Consider the following 15,307-nt stretch of genomic DNA (forward strand, 5'->3'; position numbering starts at 1 on the left):
TGGGCGTGGTAGCGATGTCGTCCAGCTTAGATGAAGAGCGCTATCACCACTTGCAGAAAGGCTAGCGAGAGGCTTGCCTTCGCCACCTACGGAAAGTCGCAGCCCGGATTTGGATAGCTTCGGCTGGAGGGCCCCGTCTTTTTCGACAAGAGTTGTATCGATCCACCCCCATTTTCCGTCCGGCTTTTCTACCCGCACCGGCTGACTCCAGCTCTCAACCGTTACGCGGCCATCGGGATGGCGGACCGCTCTTCTGTCCTCAGTCGCAGTGCCGAGAATCTCAGCTGGGTGGTCCGATGCTTCATCGATCAGCATTCTTGCCGGCTGATGAGCCTCCGAATAGGCCGACTGCGGCAAAATGGAGATCGAGGTGCTGATCAGCACGCCAACCAAGGCTGCGCGTAACAATTGGCGCTGATATGTAGCAAAGGTTGAGCTCAAGATAGTACTCCTCCTTTGTTTGTGGTGATCAACAAGGTGCGCGCTCGTTGACATCTGCACAAGCCTCGCCGTATTGGCTTCTGTCAGAAGCTGCCTTCACGATTTGTGATCAGTGCACTGCCCTCTGTGATCATCTGCAGGTCATTTGATTCGGCAAGTCTCTTTCTCCTCTTCTCTTCTCTTCGTATGGGCAATGCCCAATCGGTAATGGTCGGCTCTCTTGAAGGTGAGGTGGAAAGCCGCTGTCAGGGACTGCTTGCCGGTGAGAACCTTGAGCGGCTGAACCTCTCAACCGAGGGATCTATGCCTGTGATGACACCAGGCGTTCAGATCCACCTTCGGGAGAATCGGCTGCAAAGCCACGTCTCTCAGCGTGATGTACAAGGGCAGGGCTGAAGTGTTCTTATGTCATGAGACCGAGTAGCTGAAGGCCGTCGATGGGGTGGCTGCGGTAGTGGTCAAGCTGCGGCGACGGTGGTCCAGCCGAGCGGATGGGTCAGGCCGACGGCAGGGGTGAGGATCGTGCGCCGCTCGATGCCGCTCTCACGGGGGAATCCGATGCTCAGATCGGCTGGGCAGACGTCCACCGGCATCCTCCAAGGGGGTGATGGCTGACGCGGCAACCAACACCCAGCGCCCCCATCACCGGCCAGCGCATCCCTTGGCACGCATATGTCGCCTGTTTGTCGACAGTAGGGACCGGCTCGCTGCTCAGGACGTGGTCAGCAGGTTGAGCAGCGCCCGGTGGTAGACGGCATGGACCTGCGGGATCGAGTCCAGCCGGATCCTCTCGTCGGTGCCGTGCAGGCCCCGGTAGTCCACGCCGAACCCTGCGGTGGCCGGTATGCCGAGCCCGGCCAGGTAGTTACCGATGTTGGACGGCCCGGCCACCTTCGCCGCCAACGGCACCCCGACCTCCTCGGCCGCCGCGAGCAGCGCGACCCGAAGCGGGTCCTGCTCGGCCAGCGCGAACGCCGGCCAGCGGGTGGTGAGCTCCACATGGCTCGGCTGCGTCCCCGGCCATTCGACATCGAGGGCGGTGACGGCGGAGCGCAGGAGGTTCAAAGCGGCCTGGTCGTCGAGAGCGGGCGTGAGGCGGATATCGACGTTGAAGGTGCACAGATCGGGAACGGTCGAGTAGCCTTCGCCGCCGCCGATCGCGGTGACGGTCAGCTTGGCCGGCAGCGGGAAGCCCGGCCCCGCCGGTCCCGGCAGGGGCGCCTGGTGCAGGCGGGAGACGAGGGCGGCGGCCTTGGCGATCGCCGACGGACTGGTACGGCTCGCGCCCGAGTGCCCGGCGACTCCGTGCACGTGCACCCTTGCGCGGAAGACCCCGCGACCGCCGGTCACCACGTGGTCCAACCCCGGATAGCCGATCATCACCCCGTCGACCCGGCCACGAGCGGGGTCTTCGAAGAAGGCCTTTGCCCCGCCGAAAGCACCGGTGTGCTCATCGACGTCGAACAGCAGCACCACGCTTCCGGGCCACCGGTCGGACGTCTGCTGGAGCCGTACTGCGAGGTGGGCGAACACCGCCGCTCCCGCTTTGGAGTCCGACGAGCCGCGACCGTGCATCCACCCCTCGGTGATCTCACCCGAGACAGGGGGATAGCTCCAGACCTTCTCATCACCGAACGGCGCGGTGTCCAAGCAGGCGTCCAGCACATACCGAGGGCCTGGCCCGCTCCCGGCGATCTCACATATGAGGGCGACCGTGCCCCCACCTTGCCCGGTCAGCCGTCGGCAGAGCAAACCGTGTTCGGTCAGCCAGGAGGCCATGCATTCCAGCACCGGATCGTAGGGGTCGATCCCGCCCCGGCTGGGGATCCGGACCAGCTCACGCGTCAGCTTCACCACGGCGGCCTGGTCCTCGTGAGCTGCCTGGAGCACGCCCGCAAGGTCGAGGGGAGTGTTGTCGTTGCCTGTCATTTCCGTGCGCTCCGATCCTGCAGCACTTCCAGCGCGGCGACGTCCTGAACGGTCTCTATGCGGCGTGAGGCAGCATAGGCTTGGCGGCCGCGATCCGCTCGGAGATGTCCACGACCGCGGGTGCCAGGTCGATGACCGCGTTCAGCCGCGACATCGGCGCGTTGAGGTAGACGAACCAGCGGGTGGCCCGCCCCTCGGGGAAGCGTCGGCGGAACTCGGTAGGTGTCAAGTCAAAGGGGACACAGGGGTAGCAATAGCTAAGCTGCCGACTCCTCAGACGGTGGGCCGCCCTCCTGATCAGGCTTGTTGATCCACGCCGCAGCCGGGAGCTCGGGCAGGCGGGGCCGGCAGGTGAAGCGCTGCGGGTTGACCATGCGGAAGGCGTCGACGGTCGCGGCCCGCCTGTCCTGCACGGCCTGAGCCGTACCGATGTGCACCGTGAAGGGCGTGTGCAGGCCGATACCGGAATGGTAGTGCTCGTGGTTGTAGTAGTCGAAGAAACGACGGCAGAAACCACGCGCATTGGCGATCGAACCGAACGCCTCAGGAAATACAGGGCAGTATTTGAGTGTTTTGTTGTGAACACGAACACGGGAGGCGGAGTGTGATGGCGCTTCACTGAATGTGGTGCTGTGTGAGAGATGGAGGTTTACTGGCCCTCCAGAGTCGCTCTGCGGGGAGAGGCTCTAAACCACCCCGAGCTGCATTGGCTGAAGACCGTTGTGGTGAACGTCGCGGGAAAAGGCACGGCTCGACCGTGTCAGGTAAGGTCCGGGAAGATGAGCGATGGGTGAAATCCTTCTGCCGTTGACGTGTCGAAATCAAGTCAGATGAGGTCGAAACCGAGGTCGTAAAACTACTTCGGGATGAGTCTGGGGGATACCCGTTTACTGCCCAGGCGGCCTCCGGCATATAGGCAGCATGAGCCCGGATCAGGCTCTCGTATGGAACGTGTGAAGGCGTGTCCCGACACAGCCGTGGAGACGGCGAGAGGGAGGGCTCCAAGCGGCGAATCCGCGAGGAGCGGAGTACCGATGCGGGACACGCTGGCGGACTCGCCCGTAGTAGCTGTGAAGTCCCTGCGTATCGCAGTGGGGGTGGAGCCAAGGGGAGGGGTCGTCCTGGTAAGCGAATGTGATCAACCGTGAAGGGAGGAATCGCATGAGTGAGCCGAAGTCTAAGGTCAAGTCGCATGATATCTCCAAGCGGCTGGTGTGGGGTGCTTGGTTGAAAGTGAAGGAGAATGGAGGAGCGGCCGGGGCCGACGGCGTGTCGATCTCGCAGTTCGAGGAGAACCTGAAAGACAACCTCTATAAACTGTGGAATCGCATGTCCTCGGGTAGCTACTTTCCCGGACCGGTCCGCGCGGTGGAAATACCCAAGAAGGGCGGAACGAGGGTTCTCGGCATCCCGAACGTGGTCGACAGGATTGCGCAGACAGCGGCGGTCATGGCGCTGGAGCCGAACGTGGAGAAGGTGTTCCATGACGACTCCTACGGCTACCGCCCTGGACGCTCCCCGCTGGACGCTGTCGGGACCTGCCGGAAACGGTGTTTTAAGAAGGACTGGGTCGTCGACCTCGACGTCAAAGCCTTCTTCGACTCCGTGCCATGGGATCTGATGCTGAAAGCGGTAGAGCGGCACACGGACTCGAAATGGGTCCTGTTATATGTGGAACGCTGGCTCAAAGCCCCGATGCTGATGCCCGATGGCACCCTGACAGCCCGGACGAAAGGGACGCCACAAGGCGGTCCGATTTCCCCGTTGCTCGCCAATTTGTTCCTGCATTACGGCTTCGATATGTGGATGTCGCGGGAATACCCGACGGTGACATTCGAACGCTTCGCAGACGATGTGGTGGTCCATTGCGTGACCGAACGACAGGCCCGGCAGGTGCGGGAGGCGATCGAATGTCGGTTCGCCGAGATCGGGCTGGAACTCCACCCCGACAAGACGAAGATCGTATACTGTAAGGACAGCAGACGTCACCAGGAGTTTGATCAGGTGACGTTTACGTTCTGCGGATATGCGTTCCGCCCCCGGATGGCCTTCGACAAGAACCGGAAGCAGATCTATACCGGGTTCTTGCCGGCGGTGGCTCCGGAAAAGCTGACCGAGATAAGCCGCAAGATTGCATCCTGGCGGATCCATCGGCGCACAACTCAGACACTCAACGAAATCGCACGATGGCTGAGCCCGGTCCTTCGAGGCTGGCTCAACTATTTCACCGTGTTCTACCCGAGCGCGGTGATACCACTATGCGAGCGCATTGACCGCCATCTGATGCGCTGGGCGCGATGGAAGTACAAGCGGCTGAAACACAGTGACAAGCGCGCGAGGAAATGGCTGGAAAGCGTTCGGAAGCGAGCGCCTCGGCTGTTCGCGCATTGGGCGCTGCGGTACTGACCGAAGGACTGGACGGCACGAGCCGGATGAATCGAGAGGTTCACGTCCGGATCTGTGGGGGCGGGCAGGTGAGATCCCTGCCCGCTACCCGGCAACTGCGCCTCCGAATATGGGTTGTCGTTGCTCGTCTTCGGCCGGGAATACGATTTGGTGATCCCCAGTTCCGACAGCAGTTCATCCACCGAGATCGACGTCATCGCGGCGCCTCGATCGGAATGGATCACATCGGGGGCGATACCGCCGTTGCCTCGGATCGCGTTCTCGATGAACGCCCTCGCGAGCAGTCCGGATTCGCGGGTGTGCACCTCCCAGTGCACCGCGTAGCGCGAATGGATGTCGAGCATCACGTATAAGTCGAGGAATTGGCCCCGGACCGGTCCGCGCAGCCTGGTGATGTCCCATGTCCACACCTGGTCGGGGTGGCGGGCGATGAGCTGGGGCTTCTTTTTGGCCTCGTGGCGGGCCTGGGCGCGCCGCTCGCGGACCTGGCCGCGTCTGCGCAGCTCGCGGTACATGGTCGACGGTGAGGCGAGGTAGAGGCCGCGGTCCAGTAGTGCGGCCCAGACCTGGCGTACGGACTTGTCCCTGAACTCCTGGGAGTTGAGGACGGAGACCAGGTGGTCGCGCTCTTCTTGTGAAAGGGCGTTGGGCGGTGCCGTTCTGATCGGCTGCCGGTGTTCGGTCCGGGGTGTGCGGTTCCGGTAGAGGGTGGATCGGCCGACTCCGGTCAGACGGCAGGAGGCTTTTACGCCGATATGGGGTTCGAGTTGCTCGTGGGTTGCCGCGCGGAGCTCGGTTACTGCTTCTCCGAGTCCGCGCTCTCGGATATCGATTCCAAGAGCGCCACGATATGCAGGTGATCCCGAACCGGTTCCGGGAAGGCTTTGATCAAGCAGCGGCCGGCCAGGGGGCGGGGGGATTTCGCATGTCGGGATGGGTGCCGTGATGGCCGACACTGTCCCGCGCCGAAAAGCAACCCAAGCGGAGCTCGCCCATGCACATCACCGCACCCCGCACCACCTGCGAAGCAACCACGTGATCCGAACTCCGAACAGCTCCTAGGGGCAGCTTGGCGCCGAGTGGCCCGTGGAAGTGGAGGAAGGTCTGATTGAACACGGCGATTCGCAAGGCGGGGTTGTGCGATGTCATGGCGGGCGACTCCGTGACCCCAGGTGGCGCCAGATGGCGGCTGGTTCGAGGGTCGAATGAGGATCAAACGATCAAGAAGGCCGGTCCGCCCTCAAGCGAACCGGCCTCTGACCTGGCCAAATTGGGTCGGGGTGGCGGGATTTGAACCCACGGCCTCTTCGTCCCGAACGAAGCGCGCTGCCAAGCTGCGCTACACCCCGGTGCTCCGGCTGTCTCGCCGACGCTTCGACGAGTCTAGCGGACTTCGGGCGTACTTGCGTACGTCATGGGGAGCGGCGGGGGGTGAGGGTGAGGAGGGAGGCTTCGGGGTGGCAGGAGAAGCGGGCGGGGGAGTAGGGGGAGGTGCCGAGGCCGGCGGAGACGTGGAGCCAGGAGCTGTCGTGGCGGCTGAGGCCTTTGGCGCGGGCGCGGTCGATGCCGCAGTTGGTGACGAGGGCGCCGTAGAAGGGGACGCAGATCTGGCCGCCGTGGGTGTGGCCGGCGAGGAGGAGCTGGTAGCCGTCGGCGGCGAACTTGGTCATGTTGCGGGGTTCGGGGGAGTGCATGATGCCGAGGCGGAGGTCGGCGTCGGCGGGGGCCGGACCGGCGATGAGCTCGTAGCGGTCTCGATCGATGTGGGAGTCGTGGATGCCGGCGACCGCGATGTCGCGGTCGCCGGCTTTGATGCGAGCGGTGGCGTTGTTCATGTCGAGCCACCCGGCGGCTTCCATGCCGGCGCCGAGTTCCTCCCAGGGCAGGCTGGTGACCTTGCGGCTGTGGATGCCTTTGGAGCTGCGCCAGAGGTAGCGGAGGGGGTTCTTGGGGATCGGCGCGTAGAGGTCGTTGGAGCCGTAGACGAAGAGCCCGGGGCGGGACAGGAGGGGTTCGAGGGCGTGGAGGAGGGCCGGGACGGCCTCGGGGTGGGCGATGGAGTCGCCGGTGTTGACCACAAGGTCGGGTTCGAGGTCGCCGAGTGATCGAACCCAGTCGATCAGCATGCGCCGGCCGGGCGTGAGGTGGAGATCGGAAAGATGCAGGATGCGCAGGGGGCGTTGTCCCGGGGCGAGCACGGGGACGTCGAAGCGCCTGAGCTTGAACCAGTTGCGCTCGACGATCGAGGCGTAGGCCAGGCCGGCCACGCCGGCACCGAGCAGGGACAAGGGGACTGCGACTGCTTTCCTCACGGTCTCATCATGCCTGACTTCGGGGGGTTCACAGAGGAAACCGAGGCGCCGACAGAGGTGGTGAGGCGGCAAGATGGACCGCATGAGTGGATTGAAGGACAAGCTACAGGCGGATCTCGCGACGTCCATGAAGGGCCGCGACGAGGTCCGCACGCGGACGCTGCGGATGGTCCTCGCGGCGGTCAGCACCGAGGAGGTGGCGGGCAAGCAGGCCCGGCGGCTGTCCGACGAGGAGATCGTCAAGGTGTTGACCCGGGAGGCGAAGAAGCGCCGGGAGGCGGCTGAGGCGTTCGAGAGCGCCGGGCGGGAGGAGAAGGCGCGCCTGGAGGTCGAGGAGCACGCGGTGCTGGAGGAGTACCTCCCGGCTCAGCTGTCCGACGAGGAGCTCGCACGGCTGGTCGATGAGGCCGTGGCGGAGAGCGGCGCCGAGGGTCCGAAGGCGATGGGCCAGGTCATGAAGGTCTTGAACCCGAAGGTGGCGGGGCGCGCGGAGGGCGGCCGGGTGGCCTCCGCCGTACGCGCTCGCCTGTCGGCCTGAGCCGCACGCCTGGTCTCTGTCCGGGCCGGGTTCGCGTCGGCCTGGCCGGCCCGGGTCTGGCGGCCTGAACCGCGAAGTCCTCCACAAGCGTCTGCCCGTGGAGGACTTCGGTGTCTCAGCTCGCCGTCCTATTCGACCGGCGTGATCGGACGTTCGTCGCCGAAGTTCCGGTCGAAGCGGCGGTCGGCTCCGTTTTCGCCCTGGCTGTCGGCGTCGCCGCCGTCCCCGTCGCCGCCACCGGTGTCGATGTCGCCGTCTCCGCCGTTCCTCGGCTCTTTCTTGACCGGTTTGGGGGCGCAGGAGCTGGCGCAGCCGCCGAAGCGCGCCATGTTGACCGGAACGAACGAGGTGGCCCGGGTGCCGGCGAGTGCGGCCCGCATCGACTCCACCCAGACCGGGCCGGCGATGGACGAGCCGTACATGTGGGTGTAGGACGTGCCGCCGATGGTCACGTTGGTGAGGTCGTGGGTGAAGGCGCCTCGGGTGTCGCCGATGCTGACGGCTGCGGCGAGGTCGGGCGTGTAGCCGGCGAACCAGGCGGCGGTGTAGTCGTCGGTCGTGCCGGTCTTGCCCGCCGCGTCACGGCCGATGTTGCCCTTGTCGCGCATGGTGCCCTTGGTGAACACCCCGGACAGGATGTGGTTGGCCGCGTCGGCGACCTCCGGGTCCAGGACCTCTTTGCACTTCGGCTTGTAGGTCTTGGTCTTGCCGTCCCTCTCGCGGATCTCGGTGATCGCCATCGGCTCGCAGTACTTTCCGCGCGCCGCGATGGTGGCGTAGGAGTTGGCGACGGTGACGGGATCGGACTCGTTGACGCCGAGCGTGAAGGTCTCGACTTGCTCAAGTTTCTCGCCGTTGGCCCGCTTCATCCCCAGTTTCTCGGCGGTCTTGACGGTGTCGCAGAGACCGACCCTCTGCTGGAGCTGCATGAAGAAGGTGTTGACGGAGTTCCAGGTGCCGGTCTGCAGGTTCTGGAAGCCGCCGCCGCCTTCGCTGGAGTTTCTGACGGGGTGGCCGGGGATGCCGACCAGGTTGTTCTTGCAGTCCCGGAAGGCGCTCGCGCTGGGAGCGTAGTAGACGTTTCCCGAGGAGAAGCCGTCGCTGAGCTTCATGCCCTTTTCGAGCGCGGCGACGAGGGTGTAGACCTTGGCCGTCGACCCCGTCTGGAAGCCGATGGCACCGCCGTGGGCCTCGTCGGCGACCACGTTGTAGCCCATCTCGTTTTTCTTGCCCTTGTTGCCGTAGGTACGGCTGGCCGCCATGGCCCTGATCTCGCCCGTGCCGGGCACGATCATGGCTTCGGAGACGACGGGTTTGTCCGAGGGGTAGGCGTACTTCCTGATGGCCTTTTCGGCGGCCTTCTGCATCTTCGGGTCGAGCGTGGTCTTGATGGTGAGGCCGCCCCTGACGAGGCGCCTCTCGCGCTCTTCCGGGGTCTTGCCGAACTGCCGGTTGTTGAGGATCTCGTACCGCGTGTACATGCAGAAGTACGCGTACTTGCTCTGCTCGCACCCGCCCGGCATCTCGGTGTCCTTCCAACCGAGTTTGCGCTTCTTCGCCGCTTCGGCCTCCTCCTTGCTGATCTTCTTCAGCTCGGCCATGCGGTCCAGGACGAGGTTGCGCCGGTCCTGTAGGCGCTTGCGTTGCGCCTTGCTGACGTTGGGGTCGGTGCTCGACGGGTTCTGTACGGCTGCCGCCAGCGTCGCCGCCTCGTGCAGTTCGAGCTTGGACGCGGGCTTGTCGAAGAAGCGCTTGGACGCGGCCTGGATGCCGTGGGCGCCGGCGCCGAAGTAGGCGATGTTCAGGTAGCGCTCAAGGATCTGGTCCTTGGTGTACTTCTGTTCGATCGCCATCGCGTGGCGGAGTTCGTTGAGCTTGCGGGTCAGGCTGGCTTCGACCGCGGCGTCCTGGTCTTCCTTGTTCTCGGCCGCGTTGACGAGCACCTGCTTGACGTACTGCTGGGTGATCGACGAGCCGCCCTCGGTGATGCCGCCGCTGGTGAGGTTCTTGACGAGCGCGCGGAGTGTGCCTTCGAGGTCGATCGCGCCGTGCTCGTAGAACCTGAAGTCCTCGATCGCGATGATCGCCTGTTGCATGATCGGCGCGACCTGGTCGAGAGAGACCGACTCCCGGTTCTCGTAGTAGAACTGCGCGAACTTCTTGCCGTTCACGTCGAGGATTTCGGTCACCTGGGGGAGCGGAGGCTCTTCCAGCTCCTCCGGCTGTAGTCGTAGGTCTTCTGTCGCGGATTTGACGGCGATGCCGGCGCCGCCGACCGCAGGCAAGGCCACAGCAGCGGCCAGTACGCCCGCGGCGCCTCCCGCGGCGATGAGCCGTACGAGAGTTGTGACCGCTGATGCCCGAACTTTGCCTGTAGCTTGCACGAGACCAAGGGTACGCGGGCTCCCTGACTCAATCGGTACTCAAAGTCCATTTCGCCTTGACCAGTCCCTGCCATCGGGGGGTGACTAGTCATTCCCGGCCACATGATCCCGGATGACCACACGGGAAATTGGCCCGACTGGGGCTGTCGGCGGGAACGCCTGGTTGCGTACGTTCTCCTCTGCGGCAACTGAATACGGAGGCTCGACGCCCGCGCCCGTCGGCCGAAACGACTGACCACCTAAGGGGAGTGGGGTCGAAATGTGGATCACGGATTGGACCTCCCGTGCCGCCTGTCGAGGTGCGGACCCGGATGCTCTGTTCGTCCAGGGTGCCGCCCAGAACAGGGCGAAGCTCATCTGCCGAGGATGCCCGGTCCGTACCGAATGCCTGGCCGATGCGTTGGACAATCGCATCGAGTTCGGGGTCTGGGGCGGGATGACCGAGCGGGAACGACGTGCGTTGCTTCGGCGGCGACCGGATGTCGCATCGTGGCGCGACTTGCTTGAGTCGGCCAAGGAGGAATACGAGCGGACCAATGAGCTGATAGCGGGTTGACTTTGACCCGGGTTCGGCTCGGCCCGCGCTCAGGCGAGCACCTCACGCCCGCGCCCGGTCCCACCGAACCCTGAACCCCGGGCCTGTACGGCCGGCGCCGCATTTCCGCGGCGACGCGTCACCTGCTGTGTGCCGTGCCGTACAGGCTCATCCACCTCTCACCCGACCGCGCGCGTGCCCTTCGGCGCCTCGGCGAGCATTTCGCCGATCTGCCGCAATCCGTCGAGGTCATGCACATCCTCAGCCATGGCAGGCACTTGAGTGACAGGCACGGTCGGGTGAGCCGAGATGAAGTGTTCTTGTTCGCGGGCTTCGCGAGCCGCCAGCTGCATACGGCCGGTGTGCAGGCGCAGCACCGCCGCGGTCAGCTCGTGTTCGCCTCGCGCTTCGAGCTCTTCGGCCGCTGCGGCGCTGCGCGCCGCCGACAGAGACGTCGCGGGCGTCCTGTGGACCCGATTCACCACGAGGCCGGCGAGGGGCATGCGCTCCTCCGCCAGCCTCTCCACGAAATACGAGGCTTCGCGCATCGCGTCGCGTTCCGGCGCGGCCACCACCAGGAACGCGGTGCCGGGCGCCTGAAGCAGTTGGTAAGTCTGATCGGCCCGCTGCCGGAAGCCGCCGAAGACGGCGTCGAGTGCCGAGACGAACGTCTGGATGTCTTTCAGCACATTGGCCCCGAGCACCTTCGTCAGCACCCCGGCCACCAGCCCGAATCCGGCGTTGAGCAGTTTGAACGCGCTGCGCCCCCCGGCCTTGGCGGGCGCGGTGAGCAGGCGGATGAACCTTCCGTCAAGGAATCGCCCGAGACGTTCGGGCGCGTCGAGAAAGTCCAGCGCCGACCGGGAGGGCGGGGTGTCGACGATGATCAGGTCCCACTCGTCGGACCGCCTGAGCTGCCCGAGTTTCTCCATGGCCATGTATTCCTGCGTGCCGGAGAAGCTCGACGACAGCGACTGGTAGAACGGGTTCGACAGGATCTGCTTGGCCCGCTCCGGGTCGGCGTGCGCCTCGATGATCTCGTCGAACGTGCGCTTCATGTCGAGCATCATCGCGTGCAGCTCGCCCGGCCCGTCGACGCCGGCGACCCGGCGCGGCACGTTGTCCAGGTGGGTCAGGCCCATCGACTGGGCGAGCCTGCGGGCGGGGTCCACCGTGAGCACGACGACCGACCTGCCGTGTTCGGCGGCCCGCAGCCCGAGCGCCGCCGCGGTGGTCGTCTTGCCGACGCCGCCAGCGCCGCAGCAGACGATGATGCGGGTGCGCGGGTCGGCCAGGATGGCGTCGGTGTGAAGCACCGGTGCTGATTTGACACTCATATCCGCTTCTCCGACTCGCCGGTCGCCAGCTGTACGTTCACGCCGCGCCCTGCGCCCGTATGGCCTCGGCGAGCTCATAGAGCCCCGCCAGGTCGACCCCGTCGGCCAGTAGAGGCAGTTCGTAGCGCGGCAGGTGGGCGCCGGCCAGCGTGCGTCTCTCGCGGCGCTCAAGCGCGGTACGGCGGGCGTGGTCGGCCACCTCGGCGGTGAGCGCCTCGGCGAGGGACTCGGCCATCGCCGAGGCGTTGCCGCTGTCGGCCAGTCCGACGGCCTTGAGGCCGAGCGCCAGCTCGGCCGCGTCGAAGTGGCCCTTGGCCGCGGCGTCCAAGGTCGCCTTGGCGAACAGCGGCGGTCGCGTCATGTTGATGAAGATGCCGCCCGGCCGGAGGCGTGCCTCGCGGAGCTCGGCGATGCCGTCGAGGGTCTCCTGGACCGGCATCTCCTCAAGCAGGGTGACGAAGTGGACCCGCGTCTCGGGCGAGGCCATGACGCCGCGCACGAGGTCGGCGTGGTTCTTGATCGGACCGAGCCGCGCCAGCCCCGCGACCTCGGAGGTGACGTTGAGAAAACGGGCGATGCGCCCGGTCGGGGGCGCATCGAGCACGACCGCGTCGTAGACGCGGCGGCCGTTCTTGCCGCGCCGCCGTACGGCCTCGCTCGTCTTGCCTGTGACAAGGACATCGCGCAGCCCCGGGGCGATCGTGGTCGCGAAGTCGACCACGCCCATCTTGGTAAGGGCCTTGCCCGCCCGGCGCATGCCGTAGAACATCTCCAGGTATTCGAGCATGGCCTCTTCAGGGTCCACGGCCAGCGCGAACACGTCGCCCCCGCCGGGGGCGACGGCGATCTTGCGCTCCTCGTAGGGAAGCGGCGGCAGGTCGAAGACCTGGGCGATGCCCTGGCGCCCCTCGACCTCGACAAGTAGGACCTTGCGGCCTTCGGCCGCAAGAGCCAGCGCGAGAGCGGCGGCCACCGTGGTCTTCCCGGTGCCGCCCTTGCCGGTGACGACATGCAGCCGTACGCCGTCCCAGTCGGTGTCGCGAGCGCTCACATTTCGAAGGCTACCGAACGGTCGTCGGGTGCCTTCGCCGACGGTCTTTGAAATGGCTCACACCGGGTGCGGCCTCGGCTACCGATGGGATAGCGGCATCCCGTTAGTGTGTGCCACATGAAGAAATGGGAATACCTGACGGCGCCGTTGCTGATCCACAACACGAAGATGATCTTGGATAACTTCGGTGCCGACGGCTGGGAGCTCGTGCAGATCGTGCAGGGCGCGACCCCGGAGCAGCTCGTAGCCTACTTCAAGCGGGAGAAGGCGTGACGCCCGAGGAGCGCCTCGCCGCGCTGGGCCTGGAGCTCCCCGAGGTGGTCGCCCCGCTCGCGGCGTATCTGCCCGCGGTGCGCACCGGCGACTACGTCTACACCTCGGGGCAGCTCGCCATGGTCGGCGGCAAGCTGGAGGTGACCGGCAAGGTCGGCGCCGAGGTGACGCCGGAGGTCGCCGCCGAGCAGGCCCGCATCTGCGCGTTGAACGGGTTGGCGGCGATCGCGTCCGTCGCGGGCGGCCTGTCCAACATCACGCGCATCGTCAAGGTCGTCGTGTTCGTGGCTAGCGCGCCGGGCTTCACGGGCCAGCCGGCCGTGGGCAACGGTGCCAGCGAGCTGCTGGCCGAGGTTCTCGGCGAGGCCGGCAGGCACGCGCGCAGCGCCGTCGGGGTGGCGGTCCTGCCGCTGGACGCCCCCGTCGAGGTGGAATTCGTGGCCGAGGTGCGCTGAATGGAAGGGGTCCCGCTCGCGGGCGAGTTCGTCTCGCGTGCCCGCGACATCATGGCCGGCAGGCTGGCCCCGGTGGCGGCGCGCGACGCCGCGACCGTGGTTCTGCTGCGTGAAGGGCTTGAGGTCTACCTGCTGCGCCGCAGGGCCGAAATGGCCTTCGCGGCCGGAGCCTACGTGTTCCCCGGCGGCTCCGTGGACGAGCGGGACAAAGATCACGGCGTCGCGTGGGCGGGACCCTCGCCGCGGGAGTGGGGCGACGTCCTGCACGCCGACGCCAAGACCGCGCAGGGGCTCGTGTGCGCAGCCGTACGCGAGACCTTCGAGGAGTCCGGGGTCCTGCTCGCGGGCTCCGGACCGGATTCGGTGGTCGCCGACACGACCGGGGACGACTGGGAGGCCGAGCGGCTGGCGCTGATCGACCGGTCACTGTCGTTCGCCGAGTTCCTCGACCGGCGAGGTCTGGTGCTCCGTTCCGACCTGCTCAAGGCGTGGGGGCACTGGATCACGCCGGAGGTCGAGGACAGGCGGTTCGACACCAGGTTCTTCGCCGCCGCCCTGCCGCCGGGGCAGCGCACCCGCGACGTGGGCGGTGAGGCCGACAAGGTCACGTGGCTCTCACCGGCCGAGGCGCTGGCCCGCGCGGAGGACGGGGAGATCTACCTCATGCCGCCGACCTTCACGACGCTGTCCGAGCTGTCGGGCTACGCGAAGGTCGCGGAGGTGCTCGCGGCCGAACGCACGATCAAGGCCTTCCTTCCACAGGCCGTAGAGATCGACGGGGAGATGCGGTTGATCATCCCGGGTGAGGACTACAGACGACCATGAACAGCCCCGAGGGAGCGCGTACGGCGCACGCCGTCAACATCCTCGCCCCCAACCCGTCGGTCATGACGCTCGACGGCACCAACACGTGGGTGGTGGGAGCGGGGGAGTCGGTGATCGTGATCGATCCCGGCCCGCTCGACGAGATCCACCTGCGGCGTGTCGCGGCGCATGTCGGTGACCGCCGCGTGGAGTCGATCCTGCTCACGCACGGCCACGACGACCATAGCGGCGGCGCGCGGCGTTTCGCCGAGCTGACGGGCGCGCCGGTCAGGGCGGCCGACCCCCGCCACAGGCTGGGGGAGGAGGGGCTGGCCGAGGGGGATGTGGTCGCCGTCGGCGACGCCGAACTTCACGTCTACGCAACCCCGGGGCACACGTTCGACTCGGTGTGCCTCTGGCTGCCGCACGACCGGGCGCTGTTCACCGGTGACACCGTGCTCGGCCGGGGCACGACCGTGATCGCCCCCGAAGGGGACCTGGCCGACTATCTGCGCACGTTGGACCGCCTGCGTGAGCTGGTGGGCTCCCTCGCGGCCGACGTGCTCCTGCCGGGACACGGCCCGGTGGTGGCCGACCCGGAGGCGGTCGTCGCCGCCTACGTGGCGCACCGGCGCGAACGGCTGGCGCAGATCAGGGCGGCCCAGGCGCTCGGAGCCGTGACGCCGCGCGAGGTCGTCGAGATCGTCTACGCGGACGTGGATCGGACGCTGTGGCCCGCAGCCGAGATGTCGGTGCGGGCCCAGCTCGCCTACCTCGAAGGACGCTCCGAGGCGCCCGTGGAAGGACGCCTCAGAGGACATCTTTAAGGGCGTCTCGAAGGA

The 15,307-nt window shown here is 66.3% G+C and carries 16 protein-coding genes, 1 tRNA gene and 2 pseudogenes; 8 read left to right on the forward strand and 11 right to left on the reverse strand.

What is annotated here, in order from left to right:
• Positions 1–546: 546 nt before the first annotated feature.
• Entirely contained in the window at positions 547–837 is a 291-nt protein-coding gene (locus BLQ73_RS30985; protein ID WP_143020134.1) for a hypothetical protein, read from the forward strand.
• Between the two features lie 62 nt (positions 838–899).
• Here the strand turns inward: BLQ73_RS30985 and BLQ73_RS34460 are convergent, their stop codons facing one another.
• The 5 genes and pseudogenes from BLQ73_RS34460 to BLQ73_RS34925 form a co-directional block, all read right to left on the reverse strand.
• Positions 900–1,028, reverse strand: a complete 129-nt coding sequence (locus BLQ73_RS34460) for a hypothetical protein (protein WP_275936262.1) — start codon at positions 1,026–1,028, stop codon at positions 900–902.
• A gap of 124 nt (positions 1,029–1,152) precedes the next feature.
• Positions 1,153–2,370 (reverse strand): M20 family metallopeptidase, encoded by a 1,218-nt coding sequence (locus BLQ73_RS05265; protein ID WP_093168842.1) that lies wholly within the window; start codon positions 2,368–2,370, stop codon positions 1,153–1,155.
• 55 nt (positions 2,371–2,425) lie between these two features.
• Positions 2,426–2,599 carry a hypothetical protein gene (locus BLQ73_RS32110; RefSeq protein WP_176955285.1) on the reverse strand — a complete coding sequence of 58 codons (174 nt, stop codon included), beginning with the start codon at positions 2,597–2,599 and terminating at the stop codon, positions 2,426–2,428.
• A 28-nt stretch (positions 2,600–2,627) separates the two neighbouring features.
• On the reverse strand, positions 2,628–2,807 hold the full coding sequence (locus BLQ73_RS33810; RefSeq protein ID WP_245690809.1) for a hypothetical protein: 180 nt from the start codon (positions 2,805–2,807) through the stop codon (positions 2,628–2,630).
• 18 nt (positions 2,808–2,825) lie between these two features.
• Positions 2,826–2,939, reverse strand: a pseudogene (locus BLQ73_RS34925) (IS3-like element IS1141 family transposase); the annotation flags it as partial.
• A gap of 592 nt (positions 2,940–3,531) precedes the next feature.
• On the opposite strand from BLQ73_RS34925, the gene ltrA reads away from it, so the two are divergent.
• Complete coding sequence (gene ltrA, locus BLQ73_RS05275) at positions 3,532–4,776, forward strand: group II intron reverse transcriptase/maturase (RefSeq protein WP_093168844.1); 1,245 nt, start codon at positions 3,532–3,534, stop codon at positions 4,774–4,776.
• A 137-nt stretch (positions 4,777–4,913) separates the two neighbouring features.
• On the opposite strand, the pseudogene BLQ73_RS34930 reads toward ltrA, so the two are convergent.
• The 3 genes and pseudogenes from BLQ73_RS34930 to BLQ73_RS05290 form a co-directional block, all read right to left on the reverse strand.
• Positions 4,914–5,291 (reverse strand): annotated as a pseudogene (locus BLQ73_RS34930) (DDE-type integrase/transposase/recombinase); the annotation flags it as partial.
• Between the two features lie 760 nt (positions 5,292–6,051).
• A tRNA-Pro gene (locus tag BLQ73_RS05285) sits at positions 6,052–6,125 on the reverse strand.
• 63 nt (positions 6,126–6,188) lie between these two features.
• Positions 6,189–7,088, reverse strand: coding sequence for a metallophosphoesterase (locus BLQ73_RS05290; RefSeq protein ID WP_093168848.1), 900 nt, complete (start codon positions 7,086–7,088; stop codon positions 6,189–6,191).
• Positions 7,089–7,170: 82 nt separating this feature from the next.
• Here BLQ73_RS05290 and BLQ73_RS05295 point away from each other — a divergent pair, with 82 nt between their 5' ends.
• Positions 7,171–7,626, forward strand: a complete 456-nt coding sequence (locus BLQ73_RS05295; RefSeq protein WP_093169251.1) for a GatB/YqeY domain-containing protein — start codon at positions 7,171–7,173, stop codon at positions 7,624–7,626.
• Positions 7,627–7,754: 128 nt separating this feature from the next.
• Here BLQ73_RS05295 and BLQ73_RS05300 read toward each other — a convergent pair whose 3' ends face one another.
• Entirely contained in the window at positions 7,755–10,010 is a 2,256-nt protein-coding gene (locus BLQ73_RS05300) for a transglycosylase domain-containing protein (protein ID WP_093168850.1), read from the reverse strand.
• 259 nt (positions 10,011–10,269) lie between these two features.
• On the opposite strand from BLQ73_RS05300, the gene BLQ73_RS05305 reads away from it, so the two are divergent.
• Positions 10,270–10,566 (forward strand): WhiB family transcriptional regulator, encoded by a 297-nt coding sequence (locus BLQ73_RS05305; protein ID WP_093168852.1) that lies wholly within the window; start codon positions 10,270–10,272, stop codon positions 10,564–10,566.
• A 158-nt stretch (positions 10,567–10,724) separates the two neighbouring features.
• Here the strand turns inward: BLQ73_RS05305 and bagB are convergent, their stop codons facing one another.
• Entirely contained in the window at positions 10,725–11,882 is a 1,158-nt protein-coding gene (gene bagB / locus BLQ73_RS05310) for an ATPase BagB (RefSeq protein WP_093168854.1), read from the reverse strand.
• A 37-nt stretch (positions 11,883–11,919) separates the two neighbouring features.
• Positions 11,920–12,933 (reverse strand): ATPase BagA, encoded by a 1,014-nt coding sequence (gene bagA, locus BLQ73_RS05315; protein ID WP_093168856.1) that lies wholly within the window; start codon positions 12,931–12,933, stop codon positions 11,920–11,922.
• A 117-nt stretch (positions 12,934–13,050) separates the two neighbouring features.
• Between bagA and BLQ73_RS05320 the strand changes: the two genes are divergently transcribed.
• From BLQ73_RS05320 to BLQ73_RS05335, 4 genes are read left to right on the forward strand one after another with little or no spacing between them, the layout of a single operon-like run.
• The gene (locus BLQ73_RS05320) at positions 13,051–13,206 is read left to right on the forward strand and encodes a Sp36 family protein (RefSeq protein ID WP_090771375.1); all 156 of its coding nucleotides are present in this window, start codon (positions 13,051–13,053) and stop codon (positions 13,204–13,206) included.
• The gene (locus BLQ73_RS05325; protein ID WP_093168858.1) at positions 13,203–13,661 is read left to right on the forward strand and encodes a RidA family protein; all 459 of its coding nucleotides are present in this window, start codon (positions 13,203–13,205) and stop codon (positions 13,659–13,661) included. The genes BLQ73_RS05320 and BLQ73_RS05325 overlap by 4 nt, the downstream gene beginning before the upstream one ends.
• Entirely contained in the window at positions 13,662–14,486 is an 825-nt protein-coding gene (locus BLQ73_RS05330) for an NUDIX hydrolase (RefSeq protein WP_093168860.1), read from the forward strand. It abuts the gene before it with no gap.
• Entirely contained in the window at positions 14,483–15,292 is an 810-nt protein-coding gene (locus tag BLQ73_RS05335; RefSeq protein WP_093168862.1) for an MBL fold metallo-hydrolase, read from the forward strand. Before BLQ73_RS05330 ends, BLQ73_RS05335 begins: the two co-directional genes overlap by 4 nt.
• Positions 15,293–15,307: the final 15 nt, after the last annotated feature.

This window comes from Sinosporangium album (assembly GCF_900100605.1).
Classification (GTDB): Bacteria; Actinomycetota; Actinomycetes; order Streptosporangiales; family Streptosporangiaceae; genus Sinosporangium; species Sinosporangium album.